The sequence below is a fragment of the Sphingobacterium sp. HMA12 genome (assembly GCF_002933815.1).
GTDB lineage: Bacteria > Bacteroidota > Bacteroidia > Sphingobacteriales > Sphingobacteriaceae > Sphingobacterium.
The window spans coordinates 1,494,352-1,510,630 of the sequence record NZ_BEYR01000001.1 but is presented as its reverse complement, the minus strand read 5'-3'; the positions used below and the strand labels follow the sequence as shown (position 1 = coordinate 1,510,630).

16 protein-coding genes are annotated in these 16,279 nt (G+C 39.2%); 8 read left to right on the top strand and 8 right to left on the bottom strand.

Going from position 1 to position 16,279, the window contains the following annotated elements; translation table 11 throughout:
- Position 1 precedes the first annotated feature (1 nt).
- Positions 2-214, bottom strand: coding sequence for a hypothetical protein (locus tag HMAT_RS06550; RefSeq protein ID WP_104381957.1), 213 nt, complete (start codon positions 212-214; stop codon positions 2-4).
- Between the two features lie 343 nt (positions 215-557).
- Here HMAT_RS06550 and HMAT_RS06545 point away from each other — a divergent pair, with 343 nt between their 5' ends.
- The 5 genes from HMAT_RS06545 (at position 558) to HMAT_RS06525 (ending at position 7,258) form a co-directional block, all read left to right on the top strand.
- Positions 558-1,922: a Gfo/Idh/MocA family protein gene (locus HMAT_RS06545; RefSeq protein WP_104381956.1), complete on the top strand. Its 1,365-nt coding sequence runs from the start codon at positions 558-560 to the stop codon at positions 1,920-1,922.
- 28 nt (positions 1,923-1,950) lie between these two features.
- Positions 1,951-3,006 (top strand): PmoA family protein, encoded by a 1,056-nt coding sequence (locus HMAT_RS06540; RefSeq protein WP_104381955.1) that lies wholly within the window; start codon positions 1,951-1,953, stop codon positions 3,004-3,006.
- A 154-nt stretch (positions 3,007-3,160) separates the two neighbouring features.
- Positions 3,161-4,105: a pentapeptide repeat-containing protein gene (locus HMAT_RS06535; RefSeq protein ID WP_104381954.1), complete on the top strand. Its 945-nt coding sequence runs from the start codon at positions 3,161-3,163 to the stop codon at positions 4,103-4,105.
- Between the two features lie 185 nt (positions 4,106-4,290).
- Positions 4,291-6,009, top strand: a complete 1,719-nt coding sequence (locus HMAT_RS06530; protein ID WP_104381953.1) for a hypothetical protein — start codon at positions 4,291-4,293, stop codon at positions 6,007-6,009.
- A gap of 265 nt (positions 6,010-6,274) precedes the next feature.
- Positions 6,275-7,258: an alpha/beta hydrolase gene (locus tag HMAT_RS06525; protein ID WP_104381952.1), complete on the top strand. Its 984-nt coding sequence runs from the start codon at positions 6,275-6,277 to the stop codon at positions 7,256-7,258.
- 494 nt (positions 7,259-7,752) lie between these two features.
- On the opposite strand, the gene HMAT_RS06520 is transcribed toward HMAT_RS06525, so the two are convergent.
- Positions 7,753-8,466, bottom strand: a complete 714-nt coding sequence (locus tag HMAT_RS06520; protein WP_104381951.1) for a hypothetical protein — start codon at positions 8,464-8,466, stop codon at positions 7,753-7,755.
- 320 nt (positions 8,467-8,786) lie between these two features.
- Complete coding sequence (locus HMAT_RS06515; protein WP_104381950.1) at positions 8,787-9,974, bottom strand: MFS transporter; 1,188 nt, start codon at positions 9,972-9,974, stop codon at positions 8,787-8,789.
- 88 nt (positions 9,975-10,062) lie between these two features.
- Between HMAT_RS06515 and HMAT_RS06510 the strand changes: the two genes are divergently transcribed.
- Positions 10,063-10,911, top strand: a complete 849-nt coding sequence (locus tag HMAT_RS06510) for an AraC family transcriptional regulator (RefSeq protein ID WP_104381949.1) — start codon at positions 10,063-10,065, stop codon at positions 10,909-10,911.
- Between the two features lie 129 nt (positions 10,912-11,040).
- On the opposite strand, the gene HMAT_RS06505 is transcribed toward HMAT_RS06510, so the two are convergent.
- A complete protein-coding gene (locus HMAT_RS06505) occupies positions 11,041-11,631 on the bottom strand; it encodes an NAD(P)H-dependent oxidoreductase (RefSeq protein WP_104383327.1) in 591 nt (196 codons plus the stop codon).
- A 78-nt stretch (positions 11,632-11,709) separates the two neighbouring features.
- Positions 11,710-12,534, bottom strand: a complete 825-nt coding sequence (locus tag HMAT_RS06500) for a helix-turn-helix domain-containing protein (RefSeq protein WP_104381948.1) — start codon at positions 12,532-12,534, stop codon at positions 11,710-11,712.
- A gap of 208 nt (positions 12,535-12,742) precedes the next feature.
- On the opposite strand from HMAT_RS06500, the gene HMAT_RS06495 reads away from it, so the two are divergent.
- The gene (locus HMAT_RS06495) at positions 12,743-13,768 is read left to right on the top strand and encodes an LLM class flavin-dependent oxidoreductase (protein WP_104381947.1); all 1,026 of its coding nucleotides are present in this window, start codon (positions 12,743-12,745) and stop codon (positions 13,766-13,768) included.
- A gap of 6 nt (positions 13,769-13,774) precedes the next feature.
- On the opposite strand, the gene HMAT_RS06490 is transcribed toward HMAT_RS06495, so the two are convergent.
- Positions 13,775-14,356 carry a Crp/Fnr family transcriptional regulator gene (locus HMAT_RS06490; protein WP_104381946.1) on the bottom strand — a complete coding sequence of 194 codons (582 nt, stop codon included), beginning with the start codon at positions 14,354-14,356 and terminating at the stop codon, positions 13,775-13,777.
- Positions 14,357-14,542: 186 nt separating this feature from the next.
- Entirely contained in the window at positions 14,543-14,734 is a 192-nt protein-coding gene (locus HMAT_RS06485) for a cold-shock protein (RefSeq protein ID WP_104381945.1), read from the bottom strand.
- Positions 14,735-14,892: 158 nt separating this feature from the next.
- On the opposite strand from HMAT_RS06485, the gene HMAT_RS06480 reads away from it, so the two are divergent.
- On the top strand, positions 14,893-15,144 hold the full coding sequence (locus HMAT_RS06480) for a hypothetical protein (protein ID WP_104381944.1): 252 nt from the start codon (positions 14,893-14,895) through the stop codon (positions 15,142-15,144).
- A 3-nt stretch (positions 15,145-15,147) separates the two neighbouring features.
- On the opposite strand, the gene HMAT_RS06475 is transcribed toward HMAT_RS06480, so the two are convergent.
- A complete protein-coding gene (locus HMAT_RS06475; RefSeq protein ID WP_104381943.1) occupies positions 15,148-16,209 on the bottom strand; it encodes an acyl-CoA desaturase in 1,062 nt (353 codons plus the stop codon).
- Positions 16,210-16,279: the final 70 nt, after the last annotated feature.

The window sequence follows — 16,279 nt, the reverse complement described above, 5'->3', positions numbered from 1 at the left end:
TTCAGATGCTTTGAATTGTTCCATCTCGATATTCAGCAACCATCTGTCCATTTTTCCGGTAGATCAAAGGTTGCTGCCGGGCAAAGAGGTAACTACGGATTTTCTGTTGTAACTCTTTTTTCCAAGCTGTTTTTTCTTCCATTGCCATAATAAAAGGATCTTTTTGCATCCTTCCGACCGTGATTAGTTCCCCTTCTTGAATTATTTTTTTCATTTAGTATTTAATTAATTATTGTCGCGATTGTCAGCTAAATATAAACAGATATTGTTAAATACTAAAATTATTTTAATATAAAATAATCAAATCGCCGGGTATTTCTTTCTATAAAATGTCCTTGGGTTTAAAATTGAAATAACTAAAAAGCAAGTGTCGTAATCAAGGGGAAGTTGTTCACTAGCGATGTAGGCTAATATTTTTCCGAAATACGAGGCCAATGCGAGTGGGGGATATTTAGCCGCAAAAAATGCTTTTTGTTTTCTGATGAACCAATGAGAAGTAGTCAAAAGAAAACAAAATACCAAAAATATTCTTTTAGTAAATAACTAAACTTAAATAAATGATTAATTCACGTAGAGATTTTATAAAAAAAGCGGGGCTGCTAACTGCTGGTATGTATACAGGAACACGTGCATTCAGTGCTTCAAGTTATCGACGGATTATTGGAGCGAATGACCGTATTAATATTGGGGTGGTTGGGTTTTCAGATCGACATAAAGGAGCACATGCGCCTTCATTTCTTGCGGCCTATAAAGATTTGAATTTTGACATTATTGCTGTAAGCGATATCTGGAAGCTTCGTCGGGAGGAGGGTGTGGATTTCTGGAAGCAAAAGCTGGGACATGCCATTAAGCCCTGCCTAAATAATGAAGCCCTGTACGATATCAAGGATGTCGACGCGGTATTTGTTTCAACCTCCGATTTTCAGCATGCGCTACATGCGATTGAAGCAGTACGTGCCGGTAAGGATGCTTATGTCGAAAAGCCACTGGCCGAAACGATGGAAGATGCCCGTGCGGTATTAAAGGCGGTGAAAGATAGTAAGCAGATCGTGCAGATCGGTTCACAACGTCGGAGCGGCTTAAATTACTTTGCTGCAAATGATTTTATTAAAAGAGGAAAATTTGGTGATATCGTCATGGTGGAGCTCACTTGGAACGTCAATCAGCCGGGGCGATGGCGTAGACCAGATCTCGTGGCCAAATTAAGAGAAGAAGAAACCGACTGGAAGAGATTTTTGCTTAATCGCCCGTATGAGCCTTTCAATGCCAGACATTATCTGGAATATCGATTATTCTGGCCCTATTCATCTGGTATTCCCGGACAATGGTTATGCCATCAGATTGATACCGTGCATTGGTTTACGGGGCTTCCACACCCACGTAGTGTAGCCGTAAATGGAGGGAATTACCTTTGGAAAGATGGTAGGGAAAATGCGGACACCTTTACTGCCGTATTTGATTACGGTCCATTGGATGATTTGACTAAAGGATTTCAGGTACTGTTTAAGTCCAGGCAGACAAATTCGGGCGTTCTGAACGGCGAGGAGGTGAAGGAAATTTATTACAGCAATGGTGGAACGCTCAATTTGGATACCAATAAAATATCAGCTACGGGTGGTCTGACTGACGAGTACGCTAGGGCAATGGGAATGAAGGCAAATTTATTGCCGGATATCAATTTGAATAATATCCGGGTTAGTACAGCGGCGAATACCGGTGGGGACCTTGTCACAATGGCACATATACGCAATTGGATGGAATGTGTCCGCAATCGTAAAGAACCCAATGCGCCAGTTGAAGCGGGATACAATCATTCAATTGCAGTTATTATGGCAAATGCAGCCTATAGGACAGGAGAAAAGGTTATTTTCAATGATAAGCAACAAGAAGTGATTGCAGGAGGTAAAGCATTCAAATATTAATCAAGTTTAATTCAGATCAATTCGAAAAATGAAAAAACTACTCTTATTTACCCTATCGCTAGCGGTCATTATACCCATGGTGTCTGCCCAAAAAAAACAGTTTATAGCTGTTCAGCAAGACAAAGCACGTAAGGAAATTATTATTACAGCAAATGATAGCGCCTTCACCGCATTTATCTATCCAGATAATTTGGAAAAACCGACATTGTATCCGATTTTTGCGGCCAATGGCGAAGTTATTACCCGAGGGTTTCCACTGGCTCCACGTCCCGGTGAACCTACAGATCATCCACATCATATCGGCTTGTGGATGAACTATGAAAGTGTGAATGGCCTTGATTTTTGGAATAACTCGTCTGCCATACCAGAAATTAAGAAAAACAAATATGGTTGGATCAAAACAACGGTCATTTCCGAAACTAAAAGTGGTACATCCGGTGTCATAAAATACACGGCAGACTGGTGCGACATCAAAAAACATGTGCTACTGAAAGAACATACCACATTCACTTTTACAGCAACAACGAATCTGCGAATCATCGACCGGACGACAACATTTACTGCTATGGAACCTGTTTCATTTGCCGACGTTAAGGATGGGCTATTAGGCTTGCGCGTGGCACATGAACTGGAATTGCCTTCCAAAGAAGAACGGCAGTTTACAGATATCCATGGTTCCCTAACAACAGTTAAACCTAATTCTGAGCATAATGTTACAGGCCAATACTTAACCAGTGAAAATAAAACCGGAGACGATGCTTGGGGCTCCCGGGGAAAATGGTGTATGCTGTATGGACAAAAAGGAAAAGATACCATTAGTATAGTGATTATGGACAATCCAGAGAATGTTGGCTATCCTACTTATTGGCATGCACGGGGCTATGGTTTATTTGCCGCTAATCCACTTGGACAAAAAGTTTTTAGTAATGGAAATGAAGTCTTGAATTTTAGATTGGAAAAGGGCAATTCGGTAACATTTCGGTATCGTATTCTCATTGCATCAGATAAAAAAAGATTGTCAACAACAGCAATCAACAAGTTATGGGAAGAATTTGCGCTTAACGATAAAAAGGCCAATAAGTAGCAGCAATTTGTATTAACCAACGCAGTTTACAACTATAGATTAGTCATTGCAACTATAAGTAGTGTAATAACAACTAGAAGTAGTCGTTATCTTACCCTATTCGGCCATGGCTCCGTGTATCTTTGCAGAGTCAAACATAAACACAATTACAAAGATGGACTTAAAGATATTAGGCAATAGAATTGCCAATGCCCGAAAAGCACAAAACATGTCTCAGGCTCAACTCGCTGGACTTTTATTTATTAGTCCCCCGGCCGTTGGAAAATGGGAGCGCGGAGAATCCATCCCTGATTTTATGACGATTAATCAGCTGGCTGATATTTTTGCTGTAGGATTAGACTATTTTTCTGGCGGCACTCATGTGGAGAAGGGCAGGGAGCTTCCTAAACTTACTTATTACAACGGTGACGGTACGGTAGCAGGAATGATCTGCGACATGGAGCCAACCACCGAGCCCGAACTCCCCCTACTGACTGATTTCAGCGGCAGTGCTTTAGCAGGTACTGATTTCGTTGGTGTCCATGCCCCCAAACGCAAATTCCTAGGAAGTGATCTGCGGAATGCCGATTTTTCGAACGCTGATCTCAACGGTAGTTCATTTAAAGGAAGTGATCTCTCCGGAGCCAATTTCAACGAAACCGATCTAAGCGGTTGCAAGTTTTCTACAAACAATCTCACAAAGGCTAGCTTTGATAAGACTATTCTTACGGATACAGAATTTTATGCGTCCGAGCTTACCAAAGCAAATTTTAAGGAGGTTTCATTGATCAATGCTAAGATCGCATGCATTGATCTTAAAAAAGCAGTGTTTGAAAACTGTTCCTTTAAAGGTACGACATTTAAATCCTGTGACATGAGCGGAGTTAACCTCGATGGACAGACCTTTATTGATGTAATGTTTGATCGTGTCGCGCTGACAGGTGCTTCTTTTCAGGGAGCGACATTTAGAAATGTCTCATTTCGATCTACTTCTAACTTTACAAACAGGTATTACAAAACACTCCAAACAATTCGCTTCGACGGAGCAATGATGGACAAGCTAACATTTGCCGCGCTCAAGGGGTTAGGTGTGGATCTTTCTCTTGTTAAAACTCTATAAGTGAACAGCTCTTGGTAAAATGAACCCTGTTTTCATCTGCCCTCGAAAGCTCCGATACAATTTTCGGGGATAGAAATATGAATTTCCACAATCGGGAGTGCATCATATACGTTCTGGTATAGGCCTTGTTTGAAAGAAACTGACTTTAGTAAGTTTTTTTTAAATTAGGCCATTAAATTTATCTTATGAAAAAACTTCCAATTTTATTCTTTTTATTGATTTCAAGTGTGGGCTATTCTCAAAACCTTTCACCGTATGAGAAAGGTAATGGTAATCAGTCGACAACTTTTGAGGAAATGCGTAAATTCTATCAGGGATTGGCGAATCAATTTCCCGCAATCAGCTATGAAACAAAGGGAGAGGATGATAACCGGGCTCCGATCGATGTTGTACTGTTCAATCCATCGCAGCAAAGCTTGGCGGAGGCAAGAGAAAATAAATCAGTACTATTTATTAACAATGGCATTCACCCGGGGGAGCCCGACGGAATTGATGCAACCATGATGCTTATGAGAGATCTGGCAATAGGCAGGATAAAAACACCTAAGCATGTTATAATAGCTGCCATAGCGAGCTATAATGTCAGCGGAATGCTAAACCGCAACGGGTTTTCCAGGGCGAATCAGAATGGACCCGAGGAGTATGGCTTTCGTGGAAATGCAAGAAATTATGATCTCAATAGGGATTTTATCAAAACAGATACTAAAAATTCCCAGAGTTTTCAGCAGATTTTTCAATGGATAAAACCGGATGTTTTTATTGACAACCATGTCAGCAATGGTGCCGATTATCAATATACGTTTACTTATATCTCGACCAATAAGGAACGTTTGGGAAGAATTTTAGGGAACTATTTTAATAACGAAATGCAAAAAATATTATTAAAGGATCTCGAAAAAAAAGGATTTATTTCAGTTCCCTATGTCAATATCCACCATGATATTCCAGATCTTGGTTTTCCCGTTTTTATGGATTCACCAAGATACGCAACAGGATACACCAGTCTTTTCAACGTCATTGGCACAGTCGTGGAAACACATATGTTGAAACCTTATAAAGAGCGTGTAAAGGCAACATATGATTATATGCTAAATACGCTCGATTTTATTGAGCGAAATCATAAAGTTATTCAACAGAAAAGAACGGAAAATTTAAAACAGTATAGGATTGGAAGCAAGTATCCCATTGCCTGGAAACCCGATACAACGAAATATGAAAATATTGATTTTAAAGGGTTTGAAGCAAATTATAAACCAAGTGATGTTTCCTCTGCAAAACGATTGTGGTACGACCGAAGTTCCAAATTCTCAAAAAAGGTTAAGCTGTACAATACCTATATTCCAACGAAAGAAGTTACTATTCCGAAGTATTATGTAATCCCGCAATCCGAATGGGAAGTTATTGACTTATTGAAGCTCAATCAGATCAAAATGAATCCAATTGAGCAAGATTCCACCATTGTTGTGGAACAATACCGGATCAACGATTTCAAGACGACTTCTACTCCTTATGAAGGACATTATCTCCATTATGATACCGATGTCGTCAGAGAAATGAAGGAGGTAAAGTTCAGGGCCGGAGACTTTTTGGTTCCACTGGATCAGGAAGGCGTAAAGTATCTTTTGGAGACCCTAGAACCCGAAGCGATAGATTCCTATTTCAACTGGAATTTCTTTGATGCGATCCTTGGACAAAAAGAATATTATTCTGCCTATGTTTTTGAAGATACAGCAGCTAAACTTTTGAAAGAAAATAAAGATTTAAAATCTGCGTTTGACAAAGAAAAAATAAATAACCCAAAATTCGCAGCTGACGGAAAAGCCCAATTGGATTGGGTATATAAGCATTCGAACTATTATGAAAAATCACATTTACGTTATCCGGTTTTTAGAATTGCTCCTTAATCCAATAGAGAATAGCAGAGATTCTGTTACAAATCCCAGGTTTTGGCTACTTTTTTTCAACAGTTTTCCGAGAACTTTGTTATACTAAAGGAAATGACGATGAGCATATTCGAAATCTTAATAGGTGGTCATCTTTTTCAGAGGGCAGAAGCCCTTATTTCAAAGGAAGTGGGCAAGGTTGTTATCCGACATTTTGAGGGAAAATAAATGAATAATTTAAATTCAGCGATCAAGGGGGAGTAACTTAATCATTAAAAATGTAATTATGGCACAGCACATGAAGGCGGAAAACGATCCGCAAATCCTATCGGGCATCCGGGAATTTTTGAAAGCGCTAAATAATAGTGGCGGTAAACCTTTGGAAACATTAACACCGGAGCAAGCAAGACAGGTGCTCATCGATGCACAGAAATCAGTAGAAGTCGACTATTCCGGTATTATCGAGGCAGAAAGAGAAATTACGCAAGACGGAGTCACGGTAAACATTCATATTGTAAAACCAGCAGGCGCTGTTTCTGAAAACCTTCCGGTATTTATGTTTACGCATGGGGGAGGATGGATTTTGGGGGATTATCCGACACATAGGAGATTAGTAAGGGATTTAGTCGTAAATAGCGGTGCTGCTGCGGTCTTCACAGATTATACACCATCGCCAGAAGCCCAATATCCGGTGGCCATCAATCAGATATATGCAGCCACAAAATGGGTCGCTGGTAATGGAGCTGAAATAGGTGTAGACGGCAAGAATCTTGCCGTTGCCGGAAATAGCGTCGGTGGTAATATGACGACTGTTCTTTGTTTAATGGCAAAGGACAAGGCTGGGCCAGAAATAAAATTCCAATTGTTATTGTGGCCGGTTACAGACGCTGATTTTTCTCGGGAATCCTGGCAGAAATACGGCGAAGGACGATTTCTTACAGCACCTTTAATGAAGTGGATGTGGGAAAATTATTTGCCAGATACGGCAAAACGTAAGGAATATTATGCCACGCCTTTCAGTGCTTCTATTGAACAATTGAAAGGGCTTCCGCCGGCACTGGTGCAGCTAGCCGAAAACGATATTCTGTTTGACGAGGGGTTAGCCTATGCGAGAAAATTAGATGAAGCGGGAGTACCAACAACCATTCAAACTTATAACGGATTTATTCATGACTACGGCCTATTGAATCCTTTGGATCATATTGAAGCCGTGAAATTTTCGACGGAGCAGGGCGCCTTAGCACTCAAAAAGGCTTTGTTTGGAAAATAATATGTGTGAATCTGAGATTAGGGTATACATCTTATTTTAAGATCGCATTTGCAATCTTAAAATAAGATGTATACCTTTTTTGTAGGGTTCTACGATTTTCCTGGATGTTATGTGCTTAAAAATTAGTATATTAAATGGAAGATATCGTAAAGAACATCGTTAGTTTAACGATAGAAAGCGACAATTTATCATAAGCTTAGTAAACGATCTTTGCCAGATAGCGCACATTGAGGCTATCGCATTGGGCGGATCTCATTCCTCAGGGAGGCGCACAGGAAAACTCCGACATAGATATCACAATCTACTTCATACCATTATATGATCCGAAAGATATTTTAAAACGGTTAAAGCAGCTGGTGGCAATATATCCACCGGCATCAAAAGAAATACCGAAGTAGTTTCTCTCACAGCGGGTTTGTACCAACCAAAATTTCATTTTAAGAAGTAATACATCCTTGACCAACTTGAAAGTCTTTTGAAATAAGTGTTACCTTCTATATTGATTTTGTTTCGTCCGTATTGCTGCTGTTTTTTTGAGCAACTTTGCCTGCTGTTGCTGTACTTTTACCCGATGATTTTGCTGCGGTTGTTTTAGCGGCTGTTACAACTATTTTCTTTGGAGCAGCTTTAGACTGCGGCTTAGCTGCTGTACTGGTACTTTTGACTGCTATTGGAGCGGCTTTGTTTGCAGTACTTTCAACCGTTGGTTTTGCTGTGGTTGTTTTAGCGGCTAGTACGGTTGTTTTATTTATCGTGGCTTTAGGCTGCGGCTTAGCTGCAGTACTGGTACTTTTGACTGCTATTGGAGCGGCTTTGTTTGCAGCACTTTCAACCGTTGATTTTGCTGCGGTTGTTTTAGCGGCTAGTACGGTTGTTTTCTTTGTCGTGGCTTTAGACGGTTGCTTAGCTGTTGTACTGTTATTTTTAGTCGATGAATGAGAAACATCCGCTTTGATAGAACTGGATGCCATTTTATTGGTAGTTAACTTTTTTTTAGCCAAACTTTCCTTAGCTGATTTAATATGTTTTTTAGCCAAAGTCTTGTTTTTAAGTCCCTCAGTTAATAATTTGGCTGCCTTTTCTATTCTGTTGCTAAATTCCTTTTCGCTGAAATGATCACGTAAGTAAGAAATAGCATTTTGTAAATGAGTGATTACTTGATTTTTTAATTCTTTTTTTGGAGATTGAATTTTTGCAGATTTAGCCATAATTTACTGTTATTTTGAGAATTAACATAAATATAATGTTAATTTAATTAAATACTAACAAAACTTACAGAGTTAATGTTTTTACTTTTTGGCGGTCCTTTGATTACCGACCAAAGACTTTTGCTTTTATTGGGGTTCTAACTTAATATTTAGGCTAAGTATGTTGGACAAGTACTTAGATAATATTAATAAATTTTAATTTACCCAAAAACAACGATGATCGGTGAAAATTCCGCTATAAATAGGCATAGTGTTTTTGTTAGGTATCCCTTCCTAACAGAAGGAATACCTTTATTTAAGCTATTATGCGAATCAGTTTCCTACGCTTTTTTACAGACCGATGGAGCAAGCCTTGTCGCTAAACATTCCTCATCCTCCGTATGGGGTTTTGAGAAAGTGACAAAACTCATTGCAAATGTTACTACTAATAGCAAGATACTTACCCATAAAACATGATGTACCCCGTAGTAGACACTTATTATTCCTCCGAGAAAAGCACCTAAGGAAATTCCGATATTGAAGGATGAAGTAAGTAAGCTATTCACAAATTCAAGTGCGTGATGGGGAACCGACTGAGTTGTCCGAATATTTGAAACCAGAAATCCACCCGTATGAATCATTCCCCAAACGGAGACAATAATGACCATTGGTACAAATATTCCACCTAAGTAGTAAGCGAGTACCTGTACTGCGATCAAAGAGGCCAAAAAGAGTCTTGCCGTTAACAGCACGTTTCTATTTAACGCGAGGCCCATCAGCCAATTTCCTAGCGTTCCCATGCCACCAAAGAGAAGTAACATTACGCTGATCTGTGTGCCATCCATTTTAGTAATTTGCTCAAGATAGGCGGTAAGATAGGTATAACTGGAGAACATCGCTGCTAGTGTACAAATGGTAGAGACCAGGTTGAGCCATAAAAGCGGACTTTTCAGTATCGCGATCTGATTTTGCGTAGATTTTGTATTGTCCGCAGGAATGGATGGTATAAAAACCAACAGACCTATAAAAGCGATTAGACTTATAGCGCTGCTAAGGAAAAATGACGCCTGCCAATTATCGAAAAGATCTACCGCATAGGTTGTTAACGGGATTCCAAGGACAGTCGCTAAACTGAGCCCTAACATTACTGTAGAAACACCCTTTGCTCCGCTATTCTTAAAGGCAATAGCGATAGAGATATTCCAAAATAGGGGATGTAATATTGCAGGTAGTATGCGGGCCACCATCAGCATAGTGAAATTTGAAGAAAATGCGGAGATTAAGTTTGAGAGAACAAATATGCTCATAACTAGACATAAAAGAAGTTTCCGATTTATTTTGGTCGTGAAGGAAGTAATGAAAGGTGAGGAGACCGCGACCGTTATCGCAAAAGCGCTGAGTAGCCATCCGGCGGTATCTAATGTTACACCGAATTCACGGCTAATTGTCGGAAGGATCCCAACTATTCCAAATTCAGTTGTAATTATGCCGAAAGCACCAAGTGCCAGGACGTAGATTGATTTTTTCATTGCTATCTAAAGTTTTGATGTAGCAAATTTGAACAGAAATATTGTGAATAATCAGTACATTTTAATGATAAATAGGTACTTTTGCGTTATGAGAAGAGAGAATATAGATCAATTGGTCAAAGTGGAACACCATCAGGTGGTAAACTGCCCTTTAAAGGATAACCAGTTTTCCTTTTTCCAAATCATATATGTCATTTGTGGAAAAGGATTTCTTAAGATTAACAACAATACCGCTTCATATAGTGAAGGCAGTTTGATACTCTTGACACCAAATGATCTGCATAATTTAGAAGTAATCGAACATACAGAACTTTTGCTCGTTAAGTTCAGCGAACGGTATGTAAAAGACTATAAGTGGAATAGCATTAATTCGATGGAATGTTTATTATATGGGGCTTCCTATTTGTCCGGTTGCATTTTACAGAATAAACCCGATGTTATTCTGGTTGATTCGATTGTTTCCTCGCTTCTCCATAGCATCAATCATCCGGACCTTTTTCAAGAGGAGCTGACCTTACATTATGTAAACGCATTGATTGTCATTGCGGCAAGGAACATCTCAAAAATGAGAATAGCGCATGTGGCATCCAATACAGATAAGCGGGTGTTAGACATTATTAATTATATTCAGGGAAATATCCATGATCCGGCATTGTTAAAAGTCTCCTCAATTGCTCATAAATTTGGCTTCTCTGAAAGTTATCTTGGTAGCTACTTTAAAAAGCAATGTGGTGAAACTATCCAGCATTATATATTGAATTATAAAATGAGATTGATCGAACATAGGCTTCTTTTTAGTGACATGCGGGTCAATGAAATTGTGTCTGAATTTGGTTTTTCAGATGAGAGCCACCTGAATAAATTCTTTAAAAAGAGACACGTAATGAGCCTCACAGAATTCAGAAAGGCGAAAGGAAGTATAGCAATGCAAGTTTAAGGATCGGGAAAATTAGCTTCTTTTCCTGAAGACTCTGCTTAAATCGAAACCATTGACCGGAATATCCGGGAAACAGTTTCATTTCCCGGATTTTTTGACCATTGCTAGGCAACACAATGATTTTTTATTTTAAACAGCTAGTTCATTTTCTAAATAGACCTGTCTGATCTGTGATCCCCACGCTTCGACAGTATGATTGTCTGCGCGGTCAGCTCGATCAAAGAAGAAATGTTGCTTGATTTCAAGACCACAATAACTATATATACCGTTATCAGAAGTCAATTGTAGGGCTTTGTCCATTCCGGTCTTTTGGTACTCCATAGTTGATTTACCGTGAGTATTGATGATGTATGCCGATTTTCCAGCCAGCAAACCTTTTTGAACACCGGCATCATATCTATAGGCAAATCCATAACTGAATACACGGTCTATATATCCTTTCATAATGGCAGGCATACCTGTCCACCAGATGGGGTATATAAAAGTAATGGCATCGGCCCAGATAATATAGTCCTGCTCTCTTTTTACGTTTTGGTCAATAACGCCCTGGCGTTGGCCGTCTATATCATCACGGGACAATACCGGGTTAAAATTTAATTGATAGAGATCTCTTACGATAACTTCCTGTCCATTTTGTAGCAAGGTGTCTTTTACGATCTGCTTAAAGTGATTATTTAAACTACCGTCAATGGGGTGTGCATAAATGATGAGATGTTTCATTTTTTTCATTTTTAATGGATTGAATAGGACAAATCTATCAGGAATGCGACCGAGAAAATTGTAAGAAAACGAAATGGTCTATCCATCGTATGTCTTGCAGACATCACGCTGAAATTTTAAAAATTTTTTAGGTGAAGTATTGATAAAATGTTTGAAGTCATGAATCAATTGGCTTTGATCATAATAGCCACATTCCTCGATTATTTCAAACCAGTTTACCTTTCCTGTTGAAGCGGCTAGTTGTTGGATGAGTCCAATCGTCTTGATAAAACGCTCATATCGACTCAATTCTTTAGCGCTGAATCCAAAATGTCTTTTATGGATGAGCTGAATATTTCTTTCACTGTGTCCGGTTTGCTCGGCAACAGATTTAACAGGATTCAGTGGTCCGGATTGAAAATTGAAAAGTAAAGCAGAAATATCATCCTGCGATCTCAAGTAAGGCTTACAAAAATTTAAGATAAACTTTACTTTTTCTGTCACATGGCCGATTTCATTTAGCTGCTGCCATAAATAGTGAAAGCAATTGTCCAACAAGAGCTCGTCAGGATCCATGGTCTGATCCCCGGAAAGGTGTGGTTTACCAAAAAAACGATAAAAAGCATCAGCTTTGAAATTAGCGATTAATAGCTGTGTCCCTGGAAGCAAAGTGTAAGAAAAGGCCTGTTTAACTGGGCCGAGTACAATGCAGGTACCAATGCTAATTTCTGCCTTTTCCTTGGAGATAAATAAGGCCGGTGTCCCGAAATTAAATACCATCATTGTCTGAAATGATGGTAACAGTGTTTTTGTAATATTGTTTTTTGATGTATTCGCTGCAAAGTAAAAATGGGAAAACACCGTTTCAAATTCCTCCGGAACGGGTATTCTATAGCTTTGATATGTTTCTTGGTCTGTGCTCATCAGTTTTCTAAGGCCAATTTAATAAAAAATACACGCTAAAATTAGACATCCGATAGTCATTTAGATAAATTGCCTGAATTTAAAACACTTGACGTCAAGTAACGGTTAATAAATAACATTTTGTTGACGTAGATCATCGTGTTGAATAATAAAAAAACAGAAATTTGATCATTTCCTAGATAGAGGATTACAGCTAAAATAATTAAACATGGAAATAGGTATAGATAGTTTTATTGCAACAGGTGCATATGAAGGTGCGTTAAGTCCTGCTAAAAATGTGGAGGCCATAGAAGCGTTGCTGACAAAAATAGAATTCGCGGATCAGATGGGACTACATGTTTTTGGATTGGGTGAGCACCATCGCAAGGAATTTTTAGATGAATCGCCTGCGGTGATACTATCCGCTGCGGCAGCGAGAACAAAAAACATCCGGCTGACGAGCGCAGTCACTGTATTAAGTGCTGCGGATCCTGTTCGTGTATTTCAAGAATATGCAACATTGGACCTTATTTCTAAAGGAAGAGCAGAGATCGTGGCTGGTAGAGGCTCTTTTATTGATGCATTTCCTTTGTTTGGGTTCGATACGCAGGATTACGATGTATTATTTGATGAGAAAATTAGACTGCTCCTTGAAATTCGGAACAACGAAATTGTGAGCTGGAAGGGAAATTTTCGGCCCGAATTAAAACAACAGGCAATATATCCGCGGCCATTACAGGAGCAGCTACCTGTATGGATCGGAGTAGGCGGCACACCACAGTCTTTCGTGCGGGCCGGACTATTGGGGCTTCCATTGATGGTAGCTGTTATTGGAGGCGAAACACATCGGTTCCGTCCATTGATTGATTTGTATTATGAGGCTGGAGAGAAAGCAGGGCATCCTCGGGAGAATCTTAAGGTAGGGTTACACTCCCTTGGTTTTGTTTCAGAGACAGGAACCAGAGCAAAAGACGTATATTTTCCGGGTTATCAGGAAATGATGGGTAAAATAGGTAAGGAGCGAGGTTGGTCGACACCAACACGTGATATGTTTGAAGCACAGGCAGGTAAGACAGGAGCTTATGTGATTGGCAGCCCTGAAGAAGTTGCTGAAAAGATACTGCGCCATAGCGAAGCCCTGGGAGGTATATCAAGATTTACTTTTCAGATGGATAATCCCGGGCTGAGTAAAGAAGATATATTCAGGTCCATTGAGCTCATTGGAACAAGAGTAATACCATTAATAAATCAATGAAGCAGATTATCTTCTGACTGAACGTGCCCGAATGCGGCTCAGTGTTTCTTTGGTAATACCTAAATAGGATGCAATCATGTGTTGAGGAAATCGCTGCAGAAATTCTGGATAGTTACTCAACAACATATTGTAGCGTTCTTCTGCTGTCATGCTGATTGCTGCATTAATTCTTCTTTGGTTAGCAAATGAATGGTTTTCATCCAATTGACGTGTCAACTCGATCATAGCTGGAAGAGAGAATACTTCTACAGAATCGCTCTTTGTTAATGTAAGAAGTGCGGTATCCTCGCAGGCTACAATATTAAAAGGAGAGGGGCTGAGTTTTGCAAAACTTTCACGGTCACCGACCCACCAGCCATCTATATAAAGATTGACAATATGTTCGATTCCCTTACTGTCCACACTATACTTTCTCATAGACCCTTTAACAAGGAAGCCCATGTATTTATTTACATCGCCTTCCTGCAAGAAAAATTCGCGCTTTTTTACTTTCTGAGGTACAAAGCTCTTTTTTAGTATGCTGATCTCATTTTCGGCCAATGGCCTGGAAATGCGTGAATTTATATATTCGAATAAAGTAGTATACATCTGTGACTGTTTTACGTATCTCAAAAGTAAAAATAGGAAAAGTAGCTATAAAATCGTAATAGCGCATTGTATGTTATTGATTTTATTGCTGCGCTTTTGATGGACAAAAAAAAACGTGTAGCAGAGATCTGCTACACGTCCTTAGAAGATGCGCCATGCAACTCCCAGATTGACTATTCTACTTAATTAAGCGATACGTACATTGGTGGCATTAATGCCTTTTTTTCCGTTTTCCAAGTCAAATGTTACGCTATCATTTTCGCGTACTTCATTGATCAGACCGGTAACATGTACGAAAATGTCTTCACCACCATCAGCTGGTGTAATAAAACCGAAACCTTTTGTCTGGTTAAAGAATTTTACTGTTCCTTCTTGCATTGTATTATATATTAGTATTAAATTATTCTGTTTACACACGTTGTATAAAGGATGCTGTCCCCAACAACGAGAAATAATCCATTTGTTTGCAAGAAATGATGTTTTGTATTTAATGGGCTTGGGGTTATGCAAGTTCAAAAAGGTACTTCACTATTATTTTGAAAACAAAATTAGCTTCTGGAAATGCAAAAACTGAGCAGAAAGGGATACTTGACGATTTCAGAAGAGCAAAGGCGGAACCTGATTATGATACAAGTATAGGTATAAATTATTGGTATATAGCATATTTTGTGTTTTATTTTCAGAATAAATTCATTTACCGCCTTTATATAGCATTAAAGCTCCTTCTTCATGAAGAAGAAGGAGCTTTAAATTTTGTTTTGCAGAACGATATTGGATCACTCGACTAAAGTTTATTTTGACATGGCATGAATAACACCAATATGCGACCTAAACGCTGCCCAAAAAGTACGGAATTCGTTGTATTGCAATTTATATTCCTTGCAGGTCTGTTTTACAATACGGTTGAGCGCCGGATAATGCACATGGCTTATTTTGGGGAAGAGATGATGTTCTACCTGAAAGTTAAGTCCACCGAGCAACCAGGTCAGTATCTTACTCCTTGTAGCGAAATTGGCCGTGGACTGGATCTGATGAATCATCCATTCTTCTTCCACACGCGCTCCCTCAACTGTCTTAAATTCAGTTCCGGAAACAACGTGAGCCAGTTGAAATACCGTTGCCAGACTCATTCCACAGATAACGCCAGCAATCAGTAAGCCCAAAAGAGTAGGAAGCCAACCCACAAAGATAATGGGAAGAACGACAAATAGCGTGAAATGTACGATCTTACTGAGCCAAAAAATGACACGTTCCCTAACTGGAAAATGAAAACGCTCGGTTTGATTTCCCATGCGGCCGCGGAAATATTTCTCATAATCCTGATAAAAAATCCAGGCCAAATAGGAGATACCGTATAACAGTGGAAAGTAAAACCGTTGATAGCGGTGGTGTTTTTTCAACTTCTGATCATGGTGGATACGCATAAATTTAATTTCAATATCATGGTCCTCACCATCGATATTGGTATATGTATGGTGGGCGATATTATGTTTGAGTTTCCAAAAATAGATATTGCCACCCAAGAGATTGAGTGTATAGGACAATACCGTATTCAGGCGTTTGCTATCCGAAAACGAATTGTGTCCGGCGTCGTGCATGATATTGAAGCCGATAGCAGCCAAGTTGGCCCCGAAAATAAGGCATAGTACGATAGCAATGCTCCAATGAAGTGGAACGAAGACCAAGAGAATATATAAAAGGATAAAAGTGATCAAAAGAATAGTGGCTTTCAAAAATATCCTTCGGTTGCCGGTTTTTTGCTTTAATGAATTATTAAAATAATTATTGATTTTTTGCTTTAACGCTTTGGAGAACAATGTATTAACATTGTCGAATTTAACAGACTGGGACATGTGATTTCTGACGGTGGAGATATTTCTCGTATTTAATTTGCAATCTGAAGTGATTGGCTGATGTGAAGTT